This is a genomic window from Rhizobium album, from assembly GCF_003122325.1.
Lineage (GTDB): Bacteria > Pseudomonadota > Alphaproteobacteria > Rhizobiales > Rhizobiaceae > Metarhizobium > Metarhizobium album.
This window is the reverse complement of sequence record NZ_QFBC01000003.1, coordinates 31,452-53,668: the sequence shown is the minus strand read 5'-3', so window position 1 is coordinate 53,668 and position 22,217 is coordinate 31,452. Positions and strand designations below refer to the sequence as shown.

Annotated in this window: 18 protein-coding genes; 4 read left to right on the top strand and 14 right to left on the bottom strand. The window is 63.7% G+C overall.

Going from position 1 to position 22,217, the window contains the following annotated elements:
• The first annotated feature begins 18 nt into the window (after positions 1–18).
• Together DEM27_RS08450 and DEM27_RS08445 are read left to right on the top strand one after the other, a co-directional pair.
• Positions 19–678 carry a DsbA family oxidoreductase gene (locus DEM27_RS08450; protein WP_109457792.1) on the top strand — a complete coding sequence of 220 codons (660 nt, stop codon included), beginning with the start codon at positions 19–21 and terminating at the stop codon, positions 676–678.
• Positions 679–795: 117 nt separating this feature from the next.
• Positions 796–1,743 carry a DMT family transporter gene (locus DEM27_RS08445; protein WP_109457791.1) on the top strand — a complete coding sequence of 316 codons (948 nt, stop codon included), beginning with the start codon at positions 796–798 and terminating at the stop codon, positions 1,741–1,743.
• 39 nt (positions 1,744–1,782) lie between these two features.
• On the opposite strand, the gene DEM27_RS08440 is transcribed toward DEM27_RS08445, so the two are convergent.
• Genes DEM27_RS08440 through DEM27_RS08430 form a run of 3 tightly spaced genes read right to left on the bottom strand, consistent with a single transcriptional unit; the run spans position 1,783 to position 6,095 of the window.
• Positions 1,783–2,253 carry an OsmC family protein gene (locus tag DEM27_RS08440; protein ID WP_109457790.1) on the bottom strand — a complete coding sequence of 157 codons (471 nt, stop codon included), beginning with the start codon at positions 2,251–2,253 and terminating at the stop codon, positions 1,783–1,785.
• A gap of 18 nt (positions 2,254–2,271) precedes the next feature.
• Positions 2,272–5,781: a transcription-repair coupling factor gene (gene mfd, locus DEM27_RS08435; RefSeq protein ID WP_109457789.1), complete on the bottom strand. Its 3,510-nt coding sequence runs from the start codon at positions 5,779–5,781 to the stop codon at positions 2,272–2,274.
• Positions 5,778–6,095: an FAD assembly factor SdhE gene (locus DEM27_RS08430; protein ID WP_109457788.1), complete on the bottom strand. Its 318-nt coding sequence runs from the start codon at positions 6,093–6,095 to the stop codon at positions 5,778–5,780. Before DEM27_RS08430 ends, mfd begins: the two co-directional genes overlap by 4 nt.
• 278 nt (positions 6,096–6,373) lie before the next feature.
• Here DEM27_RS08430 and recG point away from each other — a divergent pair, with 278 nt between their 5' ends.
• On the top strand, positions 6,374–8,479 hold the full coding sequence (gene recG, locus DEM27_RS08425) for an ATP-dependent DNA helicase RecG (RefSeq protein ID WP_109457787.1): 2,106 nt from the start codon (positions 6,374–6,376) through the stop codon (positions 8,477–8,479).
• Here the strand turns inward: recG and DEM27_RS08420 are convergent, their stop codons facing one another.
• The 10 genes from DEM27_RS08420 to pcsA all read right to left on the bottom strand — a co-directional run bounded on the left by DEM27_RS08420 (position 8,480) and on the right by pcsA (position 19,846).
• A complete protein-coding gene (locus tag DEM27_RS08420) occupies positions 8,480–9,178 on the bottom strand; it encodes a DUF502 domain-containing protein (RefSeq protein ID WP_109457786.1) in 699 nt (232 codons plus the stop codon).
• A 23-nt stretch (positions 9,179–9,201) separates the two neighbouring features.
• On the bottom strand, positions 9,202–9,693 hold the full coding sequence (locus DEM27_RS08415) for a GNAT family N-acetyltransferase (RefSeq protein WP_420028810.1): 492 nt from the start codon (positions 9,691–9,693) through the stop codon (positions 9,202–9,204).
• Positions 9,693–11,519 (bottom strand): glutamine--fructose-6-phosphate transaminase (isomerizing), encoded by a 1,827-nt coding sequence (gene glmS, locus DEM27_RS08410; protein WP_109457784.1) that lies wholly within the window; start codon positions 11,517–11,519, stop codon positions 9,693–9,695. The genes DEM27_RS08415 and glmS overlap by 1 nt, the downstream gene beginning before the upstream one ends.
• A gap of 156 nt (positions 11,520–11,675) precedes the next feature.
• The gene (gene glmU, locus DEM27_RS08405) at positions 11,676–13,034 is read right to left on the bottom strand and encodes a bifunctional UDP-N-acetylglucosamine diphosphorylase/glucosamine-1-phosphate N-acetyltransferase GlmU (RefSeq protein WP_109457783.1); all 1,359 of its coding nucleotides are present in this window, start codon (positions 13,032–13,034) and stop codon (positions 11,676–11,678) included.
• A gap of 370 nt (positions 13,035–13,404) precedes the next feature.
• Positions 13,405–14,475: a BMP family ABC transporter substrate-binding protein gene (locus tag DEM27_RS08400; protein WP_109457782.1), complete on the bottom strand. Its 1,071-nt coding sequence runs from the start codon at positions 14,473–14,475 to the stop codon at positions 13,405–13,407.
• Positions 14,476–14,518: 43 nt separating this feature from the next.
• Positions 14,519–15,439, bottom strand: a complete 921-nt coding sequence (locus DEM27_RS08395; protein WP_109457781.1) for an ABC transporter permease — start codon at positions 15,437–15,439, stop codon at positions 14,519–14,521.
• Positions 15,439–16,527, bottom strand: a complete 1,089-nt coding sequence (locus DEM27_RS08390) for an ABC transporter permease (protein WP_109457780.1) — start codon at positions 16,525–16,527, stop codon at positions 15,439–15,441. The genes DEM27_RS08395 and DEM27_RS08390 overlap by 1 nt, the downstream gene beginning before the upstream one ends.
• The gene (locus DEM27_RS08385; protein ID WP_109457779.1) at positions 16,517–18,076 is read right to left on the bottom strand and encodes an ABC transporter ATP-binding protein; all 1,560 of its coding nucleotides are present in this window, start codon (positions 18,074–18,076) and stop codon (positions 16,517–16,519) included. The genes DEM27_RS08390 and DEM27_RS08385 overlap by 11 nt, the downstream gene beginning before the upstream one ends.
• A gap of 50 nt (positions 18,077–18,126) precedes the next feature.
• Positions 18,127–19,113, bottom strand: coding sequence for a quinone oxidoreductase family protein (locus DEM27_RS08380; protein ID WP_109457778.1), 987 nt, complete (start codon positions 19,111–19,113; stop codon positions 18,127–18,129).
• Positions 19,114–19,117: 4 nt separating this feature from the next.
• The gene (gene pcsA, locus DEM27_RS08375; protein ID WP_109457777.1) at positions 19,118–19,846 is read right to left on the bottom strand and encodes a phosphatidylcholine synthase; all 729 of its coding nucleotides are present in this window, start codon (positions 19,844–19,846) and stop codon (positions 19,118–19,120) included.
• A 205-nt stretch (positions 19,847–20,051) separates the two neighbouring features.
• On the opposite strand from pcsA, the gene DEM27_RS08370 reads away from it, so the two are divergent.
• Complete coding sequence (locus DEM27_RS08370) at positions 20,052–21,257, top strand: UbiH/UbiF family hydroxylase (protein WP_109457776.1); 1,206 nt, start codon at positions 20,052–20,054, stop codon at positions 21,255–21,257.
• Here the strand turns inward: DEM27_RS08370 and DEM27_RS08365 are convergent.
• Positions 21,243–22,193 carry an AEC family transporter gene (locus tag DEM27_RS08365; protein ID WP_109457775.1) on the bottom strand — a complete coding sequence of 317 codons (951 nt, stop codon included), beginning with the start codon at positions 22,191–22,193 and terminating at the stop codon, positions 21,243–21,245. The genes DEM27_RS08370 and DEM27_RS08365 overlap by 15 nt on opposite strands.
• Positions 22,194–22,217: the final 24 nt, after the last annotated feature.

The window sequence follows — 22,217 nt, the reverse complement described above, 5'->3', positions numbered from 1 at the left end:
GGCAAAAAGGACAAGCACATGGAGCGGATTACCATCGATATCGTCTCGGACGTCGTCTGCCCGTGGTGCTACCTCGGCAAGGCGCGGCTGGAAAAGGCTTTGGCCGAAGTGGCCGACGAGGTGGCCGTCGATATCAACTGGCGCCCGTACCAGCTCAATCCCGACTATCCGCCGGAAGGCGTCGACCAGCAGAAGGCGCTCGCCGAAAAACTCGGCGGCAAGGCCAACATGGACCGCGCCCATGAAACCCTGACGGCTCTGGGCAAGGACGTCGGCATCGATTTCGATTTCGCCGCCATCAAGATCGGCCCCAACACCATGGACGCCCATCGCCTGCTGCTGTGGGCGCATACCGAAGGCCGCGAAATCCAGGACAAGGTGGTGACGGCGCTGTTCAAGGCGAATTTCGAAGAGGGCAAGAATGTCGGCGATCACGCCGTGCTGCTCGACATCGCCGAAAAGGCCGGACTCGACAAGGAGCTGATCGCCCGCCTGCTCGCCTCCGACGCCGATCGCGAAATGATCGACACCGAGATCGATTCGGCCAAGCAGATGGGTGTCAACGGCGTGCCCTTCTTCATCTTCGAGCACCAATATGCCGTCAGCGGCGCGCAGACGCCCGACGTTCTGGCGGGGGCGCTCCGGGAAATCGCCACGCTCAAGGCCCAGGCGCAATAACAGGCGGTGACGACTCGCGCGGCAAAGGCTAAATAAAACGCCGTCGTGTCAGCTGGAATTTGCCGTCCTCATCCCAAGGGACTGCCTGACACTCCCGTTTTCTCGGAGTTTCCTGCCGTGTCCCCGGACCACAGTCTGAAGGGCGTTCTGTTCGCCTTTGCCGCGTTTGCTGCCTTTTCCTTCAGCGATGCCAGCGTCAAGCTGATCGACGGCGTGTTGTCGCCGTATGAATCCGCCTTCTTCGGCGCGATCTTCGGGCTCCTCGCCCTGCCGCTGCTGATGAAAAAGGGTGACCGCTGGAGCGATATGTTCCGCAGCAACAACCGGCCGCTTTGGATGCTGCGGTTTTTTGCGGCGGCCGGCGGCGCCATCGGCAGCGTCACCGCCTTCACCCATCTTTCGATGGCGGAAGCCTTCGCGCTGATCTTCCTGCTGCCGTCCTTCGTCACCATCATGTCGGTGATCTTTCTCAAGGAGAAGGTCGGTATCCGGCGCTGGGCGGCGGTGCTCGTCGGTTTTGCCGGCGTTCTTGTCGTGTTGCGCCCCGGCTTTCGCGAGCTGTCGATCGGCCATCTGGGCGCCATCGTCGGCGGCATCACCGGCGCTGTCTCGATCATCATTTTTCGCGCCATGGGGCCGCAGGAAAAGAATATCTCGCTCTATGGCGCCGGCGTGCTCGGCTGGATGACGATCAGCGGCCTGCTGACGATCTCGAATTTCGTGCCGCCCAGCGGCGTGCAATGGGTCTATCTCGCCGGCTTCGGTCTGCTGGCCGCCGCCGGAAACGTGCTTTTGATGTATGCGGCCAACCATGCGCCGGCGGCCCTGATCGGTCCGATCCAGTACAGCCAGATGCTCTGGGCGATCCTGCTCGGTTATCTCGTCTTCGGCGACAGCATCGATATGCCCACCTGGATCGGCATCGTGCTGATCGTCGGCTCCGGGCTGTTGACGCTGATCCGCGAGCGCCAGCGCGGCACGCCCCTGCCGCCGCCGGTCGCGGCTGCCGACAGCCAGGCGGCCGTGGCGGTGACGCCGGAGGAAGGGAAGATGCTGCGGGATTGATGGGTTGATTGCCGGCGTCGGCCATGGCCCCTTAAAACCTCATCCGACGCGCGGAATGCAGCGCACCTCGGTCAGCACCGAGTTGGCAATGAAGCACGCCTCATGCGCCGCGTGATGCAGCGCCTCGTGTTCCGCCTCGCCGGGAATCTTGTCGCCGGAAAAGCTGACCACCGGATGGAGCGTGACGACCGTCATGGCAATCTTGCCGGCGGCGTTCTTCGCCATCACGCCTTCGGCGGCGTCGCGGTAGGCATCCACCCGATATCCCGCCTTGGCTGCCAGCGACAGGAACCACAACATATGGCACGAGGAGAGCGAGGCGACGAAGGCCTCCTCGGGATCGACGGCTTCCTCCACCGAGAACGGCAGCGGCACGACATGGGCGGAGGATGACGCCGGCACGACGATGCCGCCGTCGAATTCCCAATCATGGGCGCGAGAATACCGGTTGTCGACGAAACGTTCCGTTTCGTCACGCTGCCAGCGGATCGTCGCCGTATAGGTCGCCATGTCTTCTTCCCTGTAATCTCAAGCCTTCTTGTCCAGTAGTCCGGCCAGCTGCGTCATCACCATCGCCGCGCCCGACAGGCGCTTTTCCGGCGTCGGCAGGTCGCGGCTGAGGAACAGGCTGTGGTCCTGGCGGATCTTCGCCATCGTGCCCTGCTTGGCGATGTAACCGACAAGCGCTGCAGGATCGGGGAATTCGCGGTTGCGGAACTGCACGACGATGCCCTTCGGGCCCGCCTCCAGTTTTTCGACGTTGGCCTTGCGGCACAAGGATTTCACGTAGACGATCTTGAGCAGGTGCTGCACCTCGATCGGCATCGGGCCGAACCGGTCGATCATCTCGGCGCCGAAACCGTCGATTTCTGAAAGCTCCGTCACTTCGCCCAGTCGGCGGTAGAGGCCCATGCGCAGGTGCAGGTCGGGCACGTAGGCATCGGGGATCATCACAGGCGTGCCGACGGAGATCTGCGGCGACCAGCCGGTATCGGCGATCTCGTCGACGCCCTTGACCTCGGCCACCGCCTCCTCCAGCATCTGCTGGTAGAGTTCGAAGCCGACTTCCTTGATGTGGCCGGACTGTTCTTCGCCCAGCAGGTTGCCGGCGCCGCGGATGTCGAGGTCGTGGCTGGCGAGCTGGAAGCCGGCGCCGAGCGTATCGAGCGACTGCAAGACCTTGAGGCGCCGGTCGGCCTGTGTCGTCAGCACCTTGTTGACCGGCAGGGTGAACAGCGCGAAGGCGCGCACCTTGGAACGGCCGACGCGGCCGCGCAGCTGGTAGAGCTGCGCCAGGCCGAACATGTCGGCGCGGTGGACGATCAGCGTGTTTGCCGTCGGCACGTCGAGGCCGGATTCGACGATCGTGGTCGAGAGCAGCACGTCGTACTTGCCGTCGTAGAAGGCGTTCATGATGTCTTCGAGCTCGCCGGCCGGCATCTGGCCGTGGGCGACCGCTACCTTCAGTTCCGGCACGTCGGACTGCAGGAAGGCCTGGATGTCTGCGAGGTCGGCCAGCCGCGGGCAGACGTAAAAACTCTGGCCGCCACGATAATGTTCGCGCATCAGCGTCTCGCGGATCACCAGCGGATCGAAGGGCGAGATGAAGGTGCGCACCGCCATGCGGTCGACCGGCGGCGTGGTGATCAGCGACAGTTCGCGCACGCCGGTCATGGCAAGCTGCAGCGTGCGCGGGATCGGCGTCGCCGAAAGCGTCAGCACATGCACGTCGCTCTTGAGTTCCTTCAGCCGCTCCTTGTGCTTGACGCCGAAATGTTGCTCCTCGTCGATGATCAACAGGCCGAGATTAGCGAAATTGATACCGGCGCCGAGCAGCGCATGGGTGCCGACGACGACATCCGTCTTGCCGTCGGCCACTTCCTTCTTGGTCAGCGCCAGTTCCTTGGAACCGACGAGGCGCGAGGCCTGCGCCACGCGGATCGGCAGGCCGCGGAAACGTTCGGAAAAGGTCTTGAAATGCTGGCGGGCGAGCAGCGTCGTCGGCACGACGACGGCGACCTGCACGCCGTTCATCGCCGCAACGAAGGCGGCGCGCAGCGCCACTTCCGTCTTGCCAAAACCGACGTCGCCGCAGACGAGCCGATCCATCGGCCGGCCGGCGCCGAGATCGCCGCGCACCGCCTCGATGGCGTTCATCTGGTCTTCCGTCTCGTCATAGGGGAAACGGGCGGCGAATTCGTCGTAAAGACCTTCCGGCGTCGTCAACAGCGGCGCGTAACGCGTCAGGCGCTCGGCGGCGATCTTGATCAGGCCGCCGGCCATGTCGAGCAGGCGCTTCTTGAGCTTGGCCTTGCGCATCTGCCAGGCGCCGCCGCCCAGCTTGTCGAGTTGCACCTCGGTGCCCTCGCCGCCGTAACGCGACAGGAGGTCGATATTTTCGACCGGCAGGAACAGTTTGGCGTCGTCGGCATATTGCAGTTCGAGGCAGGCATGCGGGGCGCCGGCGGCCTCGATGGTTTTCAGGCCGACGAAACGGCCGATGCCGTGCTCGGCGTGGACGACGATCGAGCCCTCGTCGAGTCCGGCGACTTCCGAGATGAAATCCGCCCCGCGCTTGCGGCGCCTGGAGCGGCGCACCATGCGGTCGCCCAAAATGTCCTGCTCGCCGATGACGACGAGATCGCCGGCCTCGAAACCGGCTTCGAGGCTAAGTACCGTCGATGCCGCCTCGCCCTTGCCGAAGCCCGACAGCTCTTTCAGCCGGGCAACCGGCTTGATCTTCTCCAGGCCATGTTCCGAAAGCACCTGCAGCAGCCGGTCGAGCGAACCTTCCGACCAGCCGGTGACCAGCACCTTCTTGCCCCTGGCGCGCTTCTCGCCGATATGCCTGACCGCGAGGTCGAAGACGTTGACGCGCTCGCCTTCGCCGGTTTCCGCTGCCGGTTTTGCCCAGCGCGGGCCGACATGCGCGTCGACCGTCACCACCTTGCGGCTTTCGCCCTCGATCTCGTTGAACGGCGTCAGGCGGATGGCGCCGAAGGCATCCAGCGTGCGGCCGAAGAGTTTTGCTTCGAGGTAGAGCTGGCCGGGAGAGACCGGCTTGTAGGGCGCGCCCTGCGTCATCTGGCCCTTGGCCGGCTGGCCGGCGCCCTGGCGTGCCTCGTAATAATCGAGGACCAGTTTTGTGCGTTCTTCCGCCGCCTCGCGCACCGTATGGTCGGTGACGATCAGGAATCCCTTCAGGTAATCGAAGACGGTTTCCAGCTTTTCGTAGAACAGCGGCAGCCAGTGTTCCATGCCGGCATACCGGCGGCCCTCGGAGACGGCGACGTAGAGCGAATCGTCACGGGTGGCGGCGCCGAACAGCGACAGGTAGTTCTTGCGGAAACGGCTGATCGTATCCGGCGTCAGCGTCACCTCGCTCATCGGGTTTAGGTTGAGCGAACGCGCCTGGCCGGTGGTGCGCTGGCTGGCCGGATCGAAGGTGCGGATCGATTCCAGCGTATCGCCGAAGAAATCGAGGCGCACCGGATCTTCCGTGCCGGGCACGAAAACGTCGAGAATGCCGCCGCGCACGGCGAATTCGCCGACCTCGCGCACCGTCGCGACGCGGTCGAAACCGTTGCGCTCCAGCCGGGCGGCGATGTCGTCCATGCGGATCTGGTTGCCGGGCTTGGCGGAGAAAGCCAGGCTTTCGATGACGTCACGCGGCGCCATCTTCTGCAGCATGGCGTTGACGGTGACGAGCACGATGGCCGGATGCGGCTTTTTCGCGTGCGCGATCAGCCCGGAGAGCGCCGAGAGGCGCCGGGCCGAGGTATCGGCACTGGGGGAGACGCGGTCATAGGGCAGGCAGTCCCAGGCGGGCAGCGTCAGCACCGGGATATCGGGCACGATGAAACCCAGCATCTGCTCGATATCGGCCATGCGCTGGCCGTCGGAGAGCACGTAGGCGACTGGCCGCCCCGTCTTCGCCAGTTCGGCGATCAGGAACGGCTCCATGCCGGGCGGCACGTTGCCGACCGTCAGTGCCGTGCCGAGCGAGGCCAGAAATTCGGGATCGAAACCGGGGATCATTCTGCAGTCCTGAGAGTGGCGGTCGTAACGGGATCGAAGTCAGGCCGGTAGGAGGCGATGCGGTCGAAGAGCGGCGTGCGGAACCGCTCCGGCGTCGGAGTGGCTCCCGTCACCCATTTGACCAGGTCGTTGTCCTCTTCGGCCATGATCACCTCCAGCGCATCGAGCTCGGCCTCGCTGAGGCCGGCGATCTCGGCTTCGGCAAACTGGCCGAGCACCAGGTCCATCTCGCGGATGCCACGATGCCAGCAGCGGTAAAGGATCCGCCGGCGGCGGGGCTCGAGGTCGGCGCTGGTGCGGCTAAGGCCGGTCATGGGATGGTCTTTCCGGTTGGGCGCGATGGTGTGTCTTTCGAGGTCGCGGATTGCCTTTATCTGCCTGCTGGCATTTCTCCCCGCACGCGGTGAGAAGTCAGGGTGAGAGGCAAGCCCGGGCACCGCATCGGCGGACATCATCGGCATCGTCACGAATCATTATTGCCGCCGCGGCCGGATGGACGGCTGCAACGTTCAGAGGATACCCGCTATATAGCGGCTGGTTTTCCACTTGTCAGCCTTGCCAAGAGTGCATTTCTCATCGCATTTTGCGCCCCATGCGTCCTGCCCTGCTCGATCCCCTGTTTTCTCCCGTCGGTTCCCTGCCCGGCGTCGGCCCGAAACTCGCCGACCTGCTGGCCAAGCTGCTCGGGCGCGAGACGGCCGAGGATGCGCGGGTCATCGATCTCGTCTTCCACGCGCCGAGCTCGCTGATCGACCGGCGCAAGCAGCCGGGCATCGCCATGGCGCCGCAAGGCGTGATCGTGACGATCACCGGCCGCGTCGACCGCCACCAAGCGCCGCCGAAGGGCAAGTCGAACGTGCCCTACCGGGTCTTCCTGCACGACGAGACCGGGGAGCTGGCGCTGACCTTCTTCCGCGCCAAGGGCGACTGGCTGGAAAAGGCGCTGCCGATCGACGAGACGGTGATGGTCAGCGGCAAGGTGGACTGGTTCAACGGTCGCGCCTCGATGGTGCACCCGGATTACATAGTGAAGGTCGGCGAGGCGGAAAACCTGCCGCTGGTCGAGCCGATCTATCCGATGACGGCGGGGCTTTCGGCAAAATTCCTGCGCAAGGTCATCGATGCCGCGCTGACGCGTGTCCCCAAAATGCCGGAATGGATCGACGAAGCGCTGTGCCAGAAACAGGGCTTTCCGGCCGTCGACGACAGTTTTCGCGATCTGCACGATCCGTGCGACGAAAGCGATCTCGATCCGCAGGCGCCGGCACGGCGGCGGCTTGCCTATGACGAGTTCCTTGCGGGGCAATTGTCACTGTCGCTGGTGCGCCAGCGGTTGCGCAAGGTGGCCGGGCATCCGGTGCGCGGCACCGGCGTGCTGAGTGAAAAAATCCTCGCCGCCCTGCCCTTTTCGCCGACGCGCAGCCAGTCGGAAGCCGTGGCGGACATACTGCAGGACATGGCGGGTAACGAACGCATGCTGCGGCTGCTGCAGGGCGATGTCGGTTCCGGCAAGACGCTGGTGGCGCTGCTTTCCATGGCGGCAGCGGTGGAGAGCGGCGGCCAGGCGGTGCTGATGGCGCCGACGGAAATCCTGGCGCGCCAGCATTTTTCGACGATCTCGAAACTGGCCGACGCGGCCGGCATCACCGTCGAGGTGCTGACCGGCCGCACCAAGGGCCGCGAGCGCGAAGCGATCCTCGAACGGATCGCCAGCGGCGAGGCGCAGATCGTCATCGGCACGCATGCGCTGTTTCAGGACGCGGTGAACTATCGCAACCTCGTGCTTGCCGTCGTCGATGAGCAGCACCGGTTCGGCGTGCACCAGCGGCTGCGGCTGACTGCCAAGGGCATCTCGCCGCACATGCTGGTGATGACCGCGACGCCGATCCCGCGCACGCTGGTGCTGGCCGCCTTCGGCGACATGGACGTGTCGAAACTCACGGAAAAACCGGCCGGCCGCAAGCCGATCCAGACGATCACCGTGCCGACCGAGCGGATCGGCGATATCGTCGGGCGATTGCGGCATGCGGTGGCGGAGGGCAAGAAGGCTTACTGGATCTGCCCGCTGGTGGAGGAATCGGAAGAATCCGACCTGATGTCGGCGGAGGAACGGCATGCAACACTGGTGCAGGCCTTTGGCAACGACGTCGGCCTGATCCATGGGCGGATGAGCGGCACGGAGAAGGATTCCGTCATGCTTGCCTTCAAGAACGGCGAGTTGCGGCTGCTGGTGGCGACAACGGTGGTGGAAGTCGGCGTCGACGTACCGGATGCGACGATCATGGTCATCGAGCATGCCGAACGCTTCGGCCTCGCCCAGCTGCACCAGCTGAGGGGGCGCGTCGGCCGCGGCGACGAAGCATCGACCTGCATCCTGCTCTACAAGGGGCCGCTCAGCGAAACCGGCCATGCGCGCCTGTCGATCCTGCGCGACACCGAGGACGGTTTTGTCATTGCCGAAGAGGACTTGAAGCTGCGCGGCGAAGGCGAATTGCTCGGCACGCGGCAATCGGGCACGCCGGGCTTCCGCATCGCCAGCCTGGAAGCGCATGGCGACCTTCTGGAGATCGCCCGCAAGGATGCCGCCTATCTGATCGAGAAAGACCCGGAGCTGACCAGCGCGCGTGGGGAAGCGGTGCGCACCCTGCTTTATCTGCATCGCCGCGACGAAGCGATCCGCTTCCTGCGCGCCGGCTGATCAGTCGTTGTCGATCCGCTCGGGAACCTCGGTCAAAGCCTCCGGCGCATGTTTTTCAACGAAATCCGGGGTGACGAGACCGCCGGAAATCAACAGCTTGGCGCCTTCCTCTGGGCTCATGTCGAGCACGATGACCTTTTCGCGCGGCACGAATAGCAGGAAACCGGCCGTCGGCACCGGCGTCGGCGGCAGGAAGACGGTGACCATTTCCTCGCCCATGGCGTTGAAGCGGCTGGCAAGCTCGCCTTTCACGTCACCGGCGATGAACACCAGCGACCACAAGCCAGGGCTTGGATACTGGATCAGCCCGACCTTCTTGAAGGAATTCGACCGTTCCTTCAGCACCGTCTCGAAGATCTGCTTCAGGCTGCTATAGATGGTGCGCACCAGCGGCGTGCGGTTGAGGATCGATTCGCCGAAATCGACGATAGAGCGGCCGATGAGGTTTTTGCCGAAGAAGCCGATGATGGTGATGAACACGACGGCGATCAGCAGGCCGAAACCCGGCACGGCGAATTTCAGGTAACTCTCGGGATTGTAGCGTGCCGGGATATAGGGCTTCACCCAGCTGTCGGCCCAATGGATGAAGGTCCAGGTCAGCCAGATGGTGATGGCGATCGGTGCGCAGATGATCAGGCCTGTCAGAAAATTGTTCCGCAGCCGGGTGGCGAAGTTCTCGCCTTTCGGTATCTCCGTCATTCGCCGATCATTCTCTTGCCGCGTCACCCGTAGAAGGCCGAATTGTAGCGAACAATGCCGCAAGCCATGGGGCCTGACAAGGCGATCCCCATGAAATATTGCGGCGCACAATCGACAAGCACGAGATCGTGATGGTGGCCGAAGCCGAAGCGGCTGTAATAGCCGGGATCGCCCATGACAACGCAGCCGTGGCCCCCAAGTTCCGCGAGCCGCGCCAGGCCCTGCCGCACAAGGGCGGAGCCGATCCCCTCGCCTTGCCGGTCCGGAGTGACCGAAAGCGGGCCCAATCCATACCAGCCGTCGATGCCGTCGCCGATTTCCACCGGGGAAAAGGCGATATGGCCGAAGATGTCTTCGCCCTCCTCCGCCACCAGCGAAAGAGCAAGGCTGCCGGAACTGCGAAGACGCTCGACGATCCTGTGTTCCGTCTGGTCGCTGTGAGGATGATCGGCGAAGGCCGCCCGGGTGACGGCGTCGATCGTCGCCACGTCCTCCGGCCTTTCCGGGCGGATCATCATTCCACGGTGACCGATTTTGCCAGGTTGCGCGGCTGGTCGACGTCGGTGCCCATGAAGACGGCGGTGTGATAGGCCAGCAGCTGGATCGGCAGCGAGAAGATCATCGGCGAGATGATCTCGTCGACGACGGGCAGGACGATGGTCGCCATGGTCGGCAGCTTGGAGGCGGCGGCACCCTTCCCGTCGGTGATGAAGATGATGCGGCCGCCGCGGGCGGCGACTTCCTGCATGTTCGACACCGTCTTTTCGAAGAACCGGTCGTGGGGCGCGATGACGATGACGGGCATGTTCTCGTCGATCAGGGCGATCGGGCCATGCTTCAACTCGCCGGCGGCATAGCCTTCGGCATGGATGTAGGAGATTTCCTTGAGCTTCAGCGCGCCTTCCATGGCGAGCGGATAGCTGGTGCCGCGGCCGATATAGAGCACGTCCTTGCATTTCGACAGGTCGCGCGCCAGGCTTTCCATCTGCGGCTGGATGAGGTTGAGCACCTGGCTCATGATCCGCGGCATTTCGGTCAGATGTCTCACCAGCTCTTTTTCATCGGCGGCATCGAGCGTACCGCGCGCCCGGCCCGCGCCGATCGCCAGCGAAGCGAGCACGGCGAGCTGGCAGGTGAAGGCCTTGGTCGAGGCGACGCCGATCTCCGGACCGGCGAGGATCGGGAAGATCGCATCGGCCTCGCGGGCGATGGTCGATTCCGTGGCATTGACCACGGCGCCGATCTTCAGGCCGTTGTCCTTGCAGTAGCGCAGCGAGGCGAGCGTATCGGCGGTCTCGCCCGACTGGGAGATGAACAACGCCGCTTGGCTCGGCGACAAAGGCATTTCGCGATAGCGGAACTCCGAGGCCACGTCGATTTCGACCGGCAGGCGGGCATAGCGTTCGAACCAGTATTTGCCGACCGAGCCGGCGAGGAAGGCCGTGCCGCAGGCGGAGATCGCCAGGCTGGAGACGTTGGCGAAATCGATGGCGCCGGTTTCGATCTTCACCGTATGGGAGGCGAAATCGACATAGTGGCCGAGCGCATGAGAAATCACCTCCGGCTGCTCGTAGACTTCCTTCTCCATGAAATGGCGATGGTTGCCCTTGTCGATGAGGTAGGCGGCGGCCTGGGTGATCTGCCGCGGACGCGAGACGCGGTTGCCGTCGATGTCGAAGATCGCCACGCCTTCGCTGCCGATCACCGCCCAGTCGCCGTCGATGAGATAGGTGATCTCGTTGGTGAAGGGCGACAGCGCGATGGCGTCGGAGCCGAGATAGGTCTCGCCGCGGCCATAACCGATGGCAAGCGGTGGGCCGGAGCGGGCCGCCATGATCGTCGACGGATCGTCTTCGAACAGCACGGCCAGCGCGTAGGCGCCGGTCACCCGCCGCAGCATCGCATGCATCGCCTCGCGGCGGCCGAGACCGTCGCGGCGGTACTTTGCCAGAAGGTGGGCGACCACCTCCGTGTCGGTCTGCGTCGCGAATTGCGCGCCGGCGGCGGCCAGTTCTTCCTTCAGTTCGGAAAAATTCTCGATGATGCCGTTGTGGACGACGGCGACGCCCTCGACGAAATGCGGATGGGCATTGGTCTCGTTCGGAACGCCGTGGGTAGCCCAGCGGGTATGGGCGATGCCGATCGTGCCGTCGAGCGGTTCGTCGGCCAGCTTCTTCTGCAGGTTGAAGAGCTTGCCTTCGGCGCGGCGGCGCTCCAGGCGACCCTTGTTGAGCGTTGCGACGCCGGCGGAATCATAGCCGCGATATTCCAGCCGGGTCAGCGCATCGACCAGCCGCCCCGCCACCGGGCTCTTCCCGACAATCCCCACAATCCCGCACATGAACGTCTCCGTTTGTTTGTCCGCTTGCCGCAGATCCCGTCGATGCCGACGCAAGGTGGCCTTCGATCCGTTTCGATGTCGGGACTATGCAGTAGCGGTTTTCGGCAGAACCGCAATCGGCGGCCCGCTCACTTTCGATTTCGCTTCGTTACCGGCTCACGCCTTCTTCTTTGCCGCCTTGAAGGCCAGCGCCCGCTCGCGGATGATCTTGGCCCGTTCCAGCTTGGTCTCCTGGCGGGCGCGGCCGAGCGCCAGCGCATCGGCCGGCACATCCTCGGTGATGACGCTGCCGGAGGCGACATAAGCGCCGTCACCGATGCTGACCGGCGCGACGAGCGCCGAGTTGGAGCCGATGAAGCTGTTTTCGCCGATGCGGGTGATGTGCTTGTTCACACCGTCATAGTTGCAGGTGATAGTGCCCGCACCGATATTGCTGCCGGCGCCGATGAAGGCGTCGCCGATATAGGTCAAGTGGTTCACCTTGGCGCCCGCGCCGATCTCGGCATTCTTGACCTCACAGAAATTGCCGACTTTGGCACCTTCCGCCAGATCCGTGCCCGGACGCAGCCGCGCGAAGGGGCCGACGGTGGCGCCCGCCTTCACATCTGCGCCCTCCAGATGCGAAAAGGCATGGATGACGGCACCCGTCTCGACGGTGACGCCGGGGCCGAAGACGACGTTCGGCTCGATGACCACGTCCTGGGCGATAGTGGTGTCGTGCGACAGGAAGACGGTTTCCGGCGCGATCATCGAAACGCCCGCCAGCATCATCGCGTGCCGGCGGCGCTCCTGCCACATGCGTTCGATGACGGCGAGTTCGGCGCGGTTGTTGCAGCCGGTCAGTTCGTCCTCCGGCGCATCGACGGCATTCGTCCGGCCGCCGAGCGAGCGGGCGATTTCGACGACGTCCGTCAGGTAGAATTCGCCCTTGGCATTGTCGTTGCCGATCCGGCCGAGCAGGTCGAGCGCCTTGCGGCCGTTGATCGCCATCAGGCCGCTGTTGCACCAGGTGACGGCGCGCTCGGCTTCCGACGCATCCTTTTCTTCGCGGATGGCAACCAGTTCGCCATTCTCCACCAGCAGGCGGCCGTAGCCGGTCGGGCGGTCGGTGTGAAAACCGATGACGACGACGTCGTTGCCGGCGGCAAGGCCTTCGCGGGCAGCGCGCAGTGGCCCCTCGGTGATCAGCGGCACGTCGCCATACGCGACGAGGATGTCGTCATAGCCGCGGCCGATCGCCTCGCGTGCCGCCAGCACGGCATTGCCGGTGCCGAGGCGCTCCTTCTGCAGATAGGGCTCGACAGTGATGCCGTCGATGCCGGCGGCCTTGGCCACCTCGTCGGCATTGCGGCCGACGATCAGCGCGACGGAGGAAATCCCGGTCCGCGCCACCACATCCATGACATGGGCGATCATCGGCCGGTTGGCGACCGGGTGCAGCACCTTCGACATCGACGATTTCATCCGGGTGCTTTCACCGGCGGCGAGGATGACGGCAAGGCAACTGCGTTCCATGAGAATCTCCGAAAATTCCGCTTGATCTTTCGGCTTCTGCCCTAACCTTTGAACCGCCCTAGCGGCAAGTCACAGACGGAAACCGGGCTCAAATATTCCGTTACATCGACAGCGCCGTGGCAAGAAACACTTTCGCCATAATTAAAATGAAAACAAAATCTTGCAGTCATATCCTGAATGAATGCATTACAATTAGAAAAACTCAATATTATTATTTTATAACATATAGATAAGGCGAAATTCTAATTTTATGCATGAGTTTTGCGGCCGGCGGACTTTCGACACAAGCTCGACAGGGACACGGAGGTGAGGCAGGTGGCGGGTGTCCCCAAAAAGAAAGGGCGCCGTTTTGGCGCCCTTTCGGTAGTCATTATTGCGGCAGCTTGTCGTCGACGCCAGCGATGTAGAAGTTCATGCCGAGCAGCGTGCCGTCGTCGGCCTTCTCGCCGTCCTTCAGCCAATCGGAACCGTCCTGCTTCTTGATCGGACCCGTGAACGGATGCAGTTCGCCGGACTTGATCTTGGCTTCGGTTTCTTCGGCCATCTTCTTCACGTCGTCGGGCATATTGGTGTAGGGCGCCATCGTCAGGATGCCGTCCTTGAGACCGTCCCAGATCTGACCGGACGTCCAGGTGCCGTCGAGAACGGCCTGGGTGCGCTTGATGTAGTAGGCACCCCAGGTATCGACGATAGCGGTCAGCTGGGTTTCCGGGCCGGCCTTGATCATGTCTGAGGCCTGGCCGAATGCCTTGATGCCGCGCTCGGTCGCGACCTGCATCGGGGCGGTGGTGTCGGTGTGCTGCGTCAGGATATCGACGCCCTGGTCGATCAGCGCCTTGGCGGCGTCGGCTTCCTTGCCGGGATCGAACCAGGTGTTGGCCCAGATGACCTTGACCTTGAAATCGGGGTTGACCGACTGCGCGCCGTGCATGAAGGCGTTGATGCCCATGACGACTTCCGGGATCGGGAACGAGGCGATGTAGCCGGCGACGCCCTTCTGCGACATCTTCGCGGCGATCTGGCCCTGGATGTAGCGGCCTTCATAGAAACGCGAATTGTAGGTGGCGAGGTTGTCCGAAGACTTGAAGCCGGTCGCATGCTCGAACTTCACGTCCGGGAATTTCGCGGCGATCTTGACGGTCGCATCCATGAAGCCGAACGAGGTGGTGAAGATCAGGGCGCAGCCGGAACGGGCCATGCGCTCGATGGCGCGCTCCGCATCCGGGCCTTCCGGCACGCTTTCCAGGAACGGCGTCTCGATCTTGTCGCCGAACTTTTCCTGCAGCGCCTGGCGGCCGAGGTCGTGGGCCTGGGTCCAGCCGCCATCGGTCTTGGAGCCGACGTAGATGAAGCAGATCTTGGTTTTGTCCTCAGCGGCTGCAGCCGCGGCAAAACCCAGAACGGCTGCCGATGTGGCAAGGGCGAGTATCAGTTTTTTCATGTCGACCTCTGTCGGTTGGAGTAATTTTGTTGTTCTTTTCGTCTCACCGATCGGGCACGAACGGCTTGCCGAGCGATGCCGGCGTATTGATCAGCGTCACGCGCCGATTGTGAGATATGAGAATGAGTACGACAATTGTCGCCGCATAGGGAAGAGCCGACAGGAACTGCGACGGGATGCCGATCCCGAGCGCCTGGGCATGCAGCTGGCTGATCGACACGGCCCCGAAGAGATAACCGCCGGCCAGCACCCGCCCCGGCCGCCAGGAGGCGAAGACCACCAGCGCCAGCGCGATCCAGCCGCGGCCGGCCGACATGTTTTCCACCCATTGCGGCGTATAGACCAGCGACAGCTGGGCGCCGGCGAGACCGGCACAGGCACCGCCGAACATCACCGCCAGATAACGCGTGCGGATGACATGGATACCGAGCGCATGCGCCGAACCATGGCTGTCGCCGATGGCACGCAGCTTGAGGCCGGCGCGGCTGTGAAACAGGAACCAGTGCACGCCGATGATCAGGGCGATGGAGATGTAGAAGATCAGGTCCTGCCTGAACAGCAGCGGGCCGATGAAGGGGATATCGGCAAGAACGGGGATGACGATCGGCTGCAGCTTGATGCCGGACATGCCGACATAGGGTTCGCCGATCTGGCCGGAGATGCCGAGGCCGAGGATGGTCAGGGCGAGGCCCGTCGCCACCTGGTTAGCGACCAGCGTCAGGGTGAGGAAACCGAAGAGCAGAGAAAACAGGGCGCCGCAGACAATGCCGGCGAGGATGCCGATATAGGGTGAGCCGGTCACCTGCGTTGCCGCAAAAGCCAGGGCCGCGCCCATGATCATCATGCCTTCGACGCCAAGATTGAGGACGCCGGAGCGCTCGGTGACCAGCTCGCCGATGGCGGCCAGCACCAGCGGCGTGGCGGCGGTGATGACGGTCAGAAGGATGGCTTCGACGATACCCATCAGTTCGCTCCGTCTTCGGCGGTTCTGCCGGCAAAAACAATCCGGATCTTGTAGAGGATCAGCGTGTCGCAGGAGAGCACGAAAAACAGAAGCAGGCCCTGGAAGACGCGGGTGACCTTGTCCGAAACACTGAGCGTCAGCTGCACCGCCTCGCCGCCGACATAGGTCAGGGCAAGCAGCAGACCGGCAACGATGACGCCGAGCGGGTTCAGGCGGCCGAGGAAAGCGACGATGATGGCGGTGAAACCGTAGCCCGGGGAAATGATCGGCTGCAGCTTGTTGATCGCGCCGCTGACCTCGGCGATGCCGGCGAGACCGGCGAGCGCGCCGGACAGGAGCATCGAAAACCAGATCATCCGGCGCGAGGAAAACCCGGCAAAACGCCCTGCCCGCTCCGACTGGCCGAGCACGGTGATCTCGAAGCCCTTGAGCGTGTAACGCATCATCAGCCAGAGCAGCACCGCGGCGATGATGGCGAAGGCGAAACCCAGATTGGCGCGGCCGGAAGAAATCAGTTCCGGCAGGACGGCTTCCGGCACGAAGTCGCGGGTGATGGGGAAATTCAGGCCATCCGGGCTGCGCCACGGGCCGCGCACCAGCCAGTCGAGAAAGAGCTGGGCGATATAGACCAGCATCAGGCTCGTCAGGATCTCGTTGGTGTTCATGTGCGCCTTGAGGAAGGCGGGCACGGCGGCATACAGCGCCCCGCCGATCATGCCCATGATCATCATCAGCGGCAGCAGCAGCGGCGAATGCCAGTCGTAGAAGGTGACGGGCAGGATCGAGCCCATGATGGCGCCGGCGATGAACTGGCCTTCGGCACCGATGTTCCAGTTGTTGGAGCGGTAGCAGACCGCAAGGCCGACGCCGATCAGGATCAGCGGCGCCGCCTTGATGGCGATCTCGTGCAGCGACCAGATGTCGAGAAGCGGCTCGACGAAAAAGCTGTACAGCGCCGAGACGGGATCCTTGCCGAGCATCGCAAACATGATGCCGCCGGCGATCACCGTCAGCCCCAGCGCAATGAACGGCGACAGGATGGAATACAGGGTGGAGGCGCCAGCGCGCTTTTCCAGTTCAATGCGCATGCGCGGCCTCACGCTCTTCTGCCTTGCCGTGGAAGCCGCCCATCAGCAGGCCGATCTTTTCACGGGTCATGCCTTGCGCCGGATAGGCCGGCGACAACTGCCCTTCGTTGATGACGGCGATCTCCGTGGCGACCTCGAAAATCTCGTCCAGGTCCTGGCTGATGACCAGCACGGCAGAACCCGACTTGGCGAGATCGACCAGCGCCTGGCGGATGCGGCTTGCTGCACCGGCATCGACACCCCAGGTGGGCTGGTTGACGATCAGCACGTTGGGCTGGCGGTCGAGTTCGCGGCCGACGATGAATTTCTGCAGGTTGCCGCCGGATAGCGAGCCGGCCGGCGGATCGTCGCCGCTCTTGCGCACGTCCATCGCCGCCGATATCCGCTTCGTCGCCAGGCGAACCGCGACATAACGGATGATGCCGAGGATGCCGCCGGCGAGAAACACTTTTCGATCGGACTTGCTGCGGGCGAGCACGAGGTTGTCGGAGAGGGGCAGGCCCGGAACGGCGGCGTGGCCGTGACGCTCCTCGGGCACGAAACCTGCGCCCATCAGCCGTCTGGCGGTGATCCCGAGCGTTCCGACATTCTTGCCGGAAATCCGCACCGCATCGGCGTCGGCAACCGGATATTCGCCGGACAAGGCATCGAACAATTCGCTCTGGCCATTGCCGGCCACACCGGCGATCGCCAGTACTTCGCCGCTTCTGACGGTGAGACAGATGTTCTTGAGCGCGGTGGCGAAAGGCGTGCGCGCCGCGACATTAAGGTTGCGGGCTTCCAGCAGCACGCCGCCCTTGGCATTCGTGCCTGCGGCGGTGACGTTGGCGACCTCGCTGCCGACCATCATGCGTGCCAGAGACGCCGGCGTTTCCGCCCGTGGATCGCAGGCGCCGGTGACCTTGCCATGCCGCAGGACGGTGGCGCGGTCGCAGATGCGCTGCACCTCCTCCAGCCGGTGGCTGATATAGAGCACCGATCGGCCTTCGGCCTTGAGTTTTGCCAGCGTTTCGAACAGCCGGTCGGCCTCCTGCGGCGTCAGCACCGAGGTGGGTTCGTCGAGGATGATCAGTTCCGGATTCTGCAGCAGGGTGCGCACGATCTCGATGCGTTGGCGTTCGCCGACCGAAAGATCGGCGACATGCGCCTTCGGGTCCAGCGGCAGGCCGTAATTGCGGGACAGCACGGCGGCTTCCTCGGCGATCTTGGCGAGCGATATCCTGGGATCGAGCGACAGGGCGATGTTTTCCGCCACCGTCAGGGCTTCGAACAGCGAAAAATGCTGGAACACCATGCCGATGCCGGTCCGCCGGGCGGCACCCGGCGAGGCGATGCGCACCGGCTCGCCCTTCCAGAGGATCTGACCGGAGGTCGGCGCCAGGACGCCGAACAGCATTTTCACCAGCGTGGATTTCCCCGCGCCGTTTTCTCCGAGCAGCGCATGGATCTCGCCCGGGCGGATTTCCAGATCGATCCCGTCGCAGGCTGCAAAGCTGCCGAAAAGCTTCGTCAGCTTGCGAACCGACAACAATGCATCGGATCGCGACATTTCGTTCGCCGTCACTGAGCCCCCTCAGATTCTTGCCGGCCACCCGTCTATCAGGGGATCAGCACCGTTGTTCCGCTTGTTTTTCTTGCTTCCAGATCCGCGTGCGCCCGACCGGCATCCGCCAGCGGATAGGTTTGAGGAATATTGATACGCACTTTGTTGCTTTGCACAACAGCAAACAGCGATTCTGCACAAGCCTTCAATTCTTCGGGCGTGGCAATGTAAGCGAAGAGTGTCGGTCGGGTGGCGAAGAGCGATCCCTTCTGCGACAGCAGGCCCATGCTGAAAGCCTCGACCGGGCCGGAAGCATTGCCGAAACTGACCCACATCCCCCGCGGCCTGATGCAGTCGAGCGAATGCGGGAACGTATCCTTGCCGATCGAGTCGTAGACGACATCGACGCCCTTGCCGCCGGTGATCTCCTTGACGCGCTCGACGAAATTGTCGTCGCGATAATTGATGACGTGGTCGTAGCCATGTTGCAGCGCCAGCTTGACCTTGTCGTCGGACCCCGCCGTGCCGATCACCGTTGCCCCGAGCGCCTTGGCCCACTGGCCGGCGATCAGGCCGACGCCGCCGGCGGCGGCATGGAACAGCAGAACAGTTTCCGGGCCAACCTTGTAGGTGCGGTTCAACAGGTACTCGACGGTCATGCCCTTGAGCATCATCGCCGCCGCCGTCTCCAGCGAGATTCCCTCAGGCACCTTCACCAGATGACGAGTCTCGATGTTGCGCTCGACGCTGTAGGCGCCGTCGGAGCTGGCGTAAGCGACGCGGTCGCCCACGGCAAAATCCGTCACCCCGGCGCCAAGCGCCGTCACGGTGCCGGCACCCTCCTTGCCGACGACGAAGGGCAAGGACGGCGCCTTGTAGAGGCCGGTGCGGAAATAGACGTCGATGAAATTCAGGCCGACCGCCGCATGGCGGATCTGAACCTCGCCGGCAGCCGGCGGCGGCAGGTCGATCTCCTCGATCTTCAGCACCTCCGGTCCGCCGGTCTGGCGCATGACGATCGCTCTGGTTTTCCTTGATGACATCGGTTCAGATCCTTTTTCCAAGGGCGGGGAAGAGCTGCAGCACCGCCCCGATGCAATAGAGATAAAGCCCGGTCAGGCAGAAGAGCACCTTCAGCCAGAGCGGGGTCTGGAAATGCATCAACAAGGCCGCAATGCCGAGGATGGACCAGACGGCGAAAAGCGCCATGTTGAGCGGCCGAAGCCGCTGCACCCGCACGGGATGCAGGAAATTGATCGGCAGGAAGGTCAAGATGACCGAGAGTGTCACGACGATCATCGCCGCCAGCGCGCTCGCCTGCACCACGAACAGCGTGAAGATCACCATGTTCCAGACGACCGGGAAGCCGGAGAAGAAATATTCGTCGGTCTTCATGCCCATGTCGGCATAATAGATGGCGCTGGACACGACGATCATGCCGGCCGCGGCAAAGGACCATGGCTCGCCGATCATGCCGCTCTGGTAGAGCGCGAAGGCCGGCAAAAGCACGTAGGTGACATAATCGATGATGTTGTCGAGCGTATCGCCCGACCAGTTGGGCAGAACTTCCTTGACCTTCACCTTGCGGGCGATCGGGCCGTCGATGCCGTCGACGAGCAGTGCCAGGCCGAGCCACCAGAACATGTCGATGAAGCGATGTTCCGCGGCGGCGACGACGCCGAGAAAGGCCAGGAACGAGCCGGAGGCGGTGAGGATATGCACGGAAAATGCCCGTATTTCGGCATAGGGCACCCGCTTGTAGTTGAAAATCTTCATGTCTCTCCGTATCCGCCCCATCGGAGCCTGCAGACCGGCATTCCAGGCAAATATGCATTCTTTCCGCAATGTTGCCAGTGGTCCGCCGATCGTTTTGCGCCACCGTAGCGTGGCGGCACCGCAATTTCACCCTCTGCGCCAATTCATCCCATGGATTTCAACAGGTCAAAGCATTAGTTTGCGAGGGACCAATAAAGGAAAGAAGATGACTGAGTTCGATATCGTCGTGATCGGCGGCGGCCTGGCCGGCTCCATCGCCGCATTGTCGCTGGCGCGCAGCGGCCGTTCCGTCGCCCTTGCCGCGCCGCCGCATGCAACAGACGATCGTCGCACCACGGCTTTGATGGACCAGTCGATCCGGCTGATGGAACGGCTGGCGCTGTGGCCGCGCATAAAACCCGCGGCGGCACCGCTTTGCGTGATGCAGATCGTCGACGGCACCAATCGCCTGCTGCGCGCGCCAACGGTCGCCTTCCGTTCGAGCGAAGTCGGCCTGGATGCCTTCGGCTACAACATCCCCAATGCCCTGCTGGGCGACGTGCTGCGCGATGCGGTGGCGGCGGAAGGCAACATCACGGTGTTTGCCGACCGTGCCGGTGAGATCGACATCACCGCCGACAATTTGACGGTGCGCCTTGGCGACCAGCGTGTCATCACCGCGGCTTTTGCCATCGGTGCAGACGGACGCCATTCGCCGCTGCGCGAAAGCGCCGGCATCGGCGTGCGCCGCTGGTCCTATCCGCAGACGGCGCTGGTGCTCAACTTTGCCCACAGCATTCCACACGGCGATGTTTCGACCGAGTTTCACACCGAGAGCGGGCCGTTTACCCAGGTTCCCCTGCCCGGCAACCGCTCCAGCCTGGTCTGGGTTCTCAAACCCGAGGTCGCCGCAGACTATAGCCAATTGCCGCTCGACGAACTCGGCCGGCGCGTCGAGGCACGCATGCAGTCGATGCTGGGCGCGGTGATCGTCGAGGACAGCGTGCAGACCTGGCCGTTGTCGGGCATGATGGCGAACCGTTTCGGCAAGGGCCGCGTGGCATTGATCGGCGAAGCCGCCCATGTGTTCCCGCCGATCGGCGCGCAAGGCCTCAACCTGTCGCTGCGCGACATCATCACGTTGACCGAGATCCTGTCCGGCCAGGCGGGTGCGCCGGTCACGGCGACGGCCGGCGACAGTTTCGATCGGCGCCGGCGCGCCGACATCATGACGAGGACGGCGGGTGTCGACCTGCTCAACCGCTCGCTGCTCTCCGACTTCCTGCCGGTGCAGATGATGCGGGCTGCCGGCCTGCACCTTTTGTCCGGCGTGCCGCCGCTGCGTGGCCTGGTGATGCGCGAGGGCATCGAACCCGGCCGTGGCCTGCGCTCGCTTCCGGCGTTTTTCCGGGAAAAGCTAAAGCGGCAATAGGCCGGATTTCAAAAGATAGAGAAAGACGGAGACGGTGGCGACGGAGGCGACCGTCGTCAAGAGGATGGTGGCGGACGCCCTCTCCTGCCAGACGCCGTATTGCTGGCCGATGACGAAGACATTCGTCGCGGTGGGCAGCGCGGCGAGCAGAACCGCCGACGAGACCCACACCGGATCGAAACCGCCGACCCAGGTCAGAAGCCCGTAGACGAGCAGCGGGTGAACGATCAGTTTTGCCGGGACGATATAGAAGACTTCCCCCGGCACCCGCTTCAGCGGCCGAAGCGCCAGCGTGACCCCCATGGCGAAAAGCGCACACGGGGCGGCGGCCTGGGCAAGATAATCCACCAGCCCCTGAACGGCCGCCGGAATCGGCAAGGCGAGTGCCGCAGCCAGAAAACCAGCGGCACAGGAAAGAATGAAGGGGTGCAGCGCCACCTTGCGCGCCACGTCGCTGGCCAGTTGCCCGGGCGACCGCTTGTCGCCGCCGGCGAGCGCCATCATCGCCGGCGCGACGATGAAATGCAGCGCGTTCTCGAAGCAGACGATCAGCGCCACCGGCACCGCCGCCTTCTCGCCGAAGGCCAGCAGCGCCAGCCCCGGCCCCATGTAGCCAATGTTGCCATAAGCGCCGGCGAACGCCTGTATGGTGCTGTCGGCGAACGAATTTTTCCGCATGCAGCGCCCGGCCGCAAAGATGACGGCAAAGACCAGGTAGGTCGCGACAAGATCGGCGGCGATGAAATCCACCCGCGTCAGCTCTTCGATCGGCGTGCGGGCGACGAGCTTGAAGAACAGCGCCGGCAAGGCGGCGTAGATGATGAAGGTATTGAGCCAGCCCAGCGCCTCGGCCGGCTGGCGCGTGATGCGCGCTGCGGCGTAACCGATGAGGATCAGGCCGAAGAACGGCATCAACAGCCCGAAAATGGCAGCCATGCGCTTTCCGATCGTGGGTGCGGT

Excerpts from the sequence above, each read along its gene's own strand:
- DEM27_RS08450 (WP_109457792.1), top strand. The coding sequence starts at position 19 with ATGGAGCGGATTACCATCGATATCGTCTCGGACGTCGTCTGCCCGTGG.
- DEM27_RS08440 (WP_109457790.1), bottom strand. The coding sequence starts at position 2,253 with ATGGCGACCTATACGGCGACGATCCGCTGGCAGCGTGACGAAACGGAA.
- mfd (WP_109457789.1), bottom strand. The coding sequence starts at position 5,781 with ATGATCCCCGGTTTCGATCCCGAATTTCTGGCCTCGCTCGGCACGGCA.
- DEM27_RS08430 (WP_109457788.1), bottom strand. The coding sequence starts at position 6,095 with ATGACCGGCCTTAGCCGCACCAGCGCCGACCTCGAGCCCCGCCGCCGG.
- recG (WP_109457787.1), top strand. The coding sequence starts at position 6,374 with ATGCGTCCTGCCCTGCTCGATCCCCTGTTTTCTCCCGTCGGTTCCCTG.
- DEM27_RS08420 (WP_109457786.1), bottom strand. The coding sequence starts at position 9,178 with ATGACGGAGATACCGAAAGGCGAGAACTTCGCCACCCGGCTGCGGAAC.
- DEM27_RS08415 (WP_420028810.1), bottom strand. The coding sequence starts at position 9,693 with ATGATCCGCCCGGAAAGGCCGGAGGACGTGGCGACGATCGACGCCGTC.
- glmS (WP_109457784.1), bottom strand. The coding sequence starts at position 11,519 with ATGTGCGGGATTGTGGGGATTGTCGGGAAGAGCCCGGTGGCGGGGCGG.
- glmU (WP_109457783.1), bottom strand. The coding sequence starts at position 13,034 with ATGGAACGCAGTTGCCTTGCCGTCATCCTCGCCGCCGGTGAAAGCACC.
- DEM27_RS08400 (WP_109457782.1), bottom strand. The coding sequence starts at position 14,475 with ATGAAAAAACTGATACTCGCCCTTGCCACATCGGCAGCCGTTCTGGGT.
- DEM27_RS08395 (WP_109457781.1), bottom strand. The coding sequence starts at position 15,439 with ATGGGTATCGTCGAAGCCATCCTTCTGACCGTCATCACCGCCGCCACG.
- DEM27_RS08390 (WP_109457780.1), bottom strand. The coding sequence starts at position 16,527 with ATGCGCATTGAACTGGAAAAGCGCGCTGGCGCCTCCACCCTGTATTCC.
- DEM27_RS08385 (WP_109457779.1), bottom strand. The coding sequence starts at position 18,076 with ATGTCGCGATCCGATGCATTGTTGTCGGTTCGCAAGCTGACGAAGCTT.
- DEM27_RS08380 (WP_109457778.1), bottom strand. The coding sequence starts at position 19,113 with ATGTCATCAAGGAAAACCAGAGCGATCGTCATGCGCCAGACCGGCGGA.
- pcsA (WP_109457777.1), bottom strand. The coding sequence starts at position 19,846 with ATGAAGATTTTCAACTACAAGCGGGTGCCCTATGCCGAAATACGGGCA.
- DEM27_RS08370 (WP_109457776.1), top strand. The coding sequence starts at position 20,052 with ATGACTGAGTTCGATATCGTCGTGATCGGCGGCGGCCTGGCCGGCTCC.
- DEM27_RS08365 (WP_109457775.1), bottom strand. The coding sequence starts at position 22,193 with ATGGCTGCCATTTTCGGGCTGTTGATGCCGTTCTTCGGCCTGATCCTC.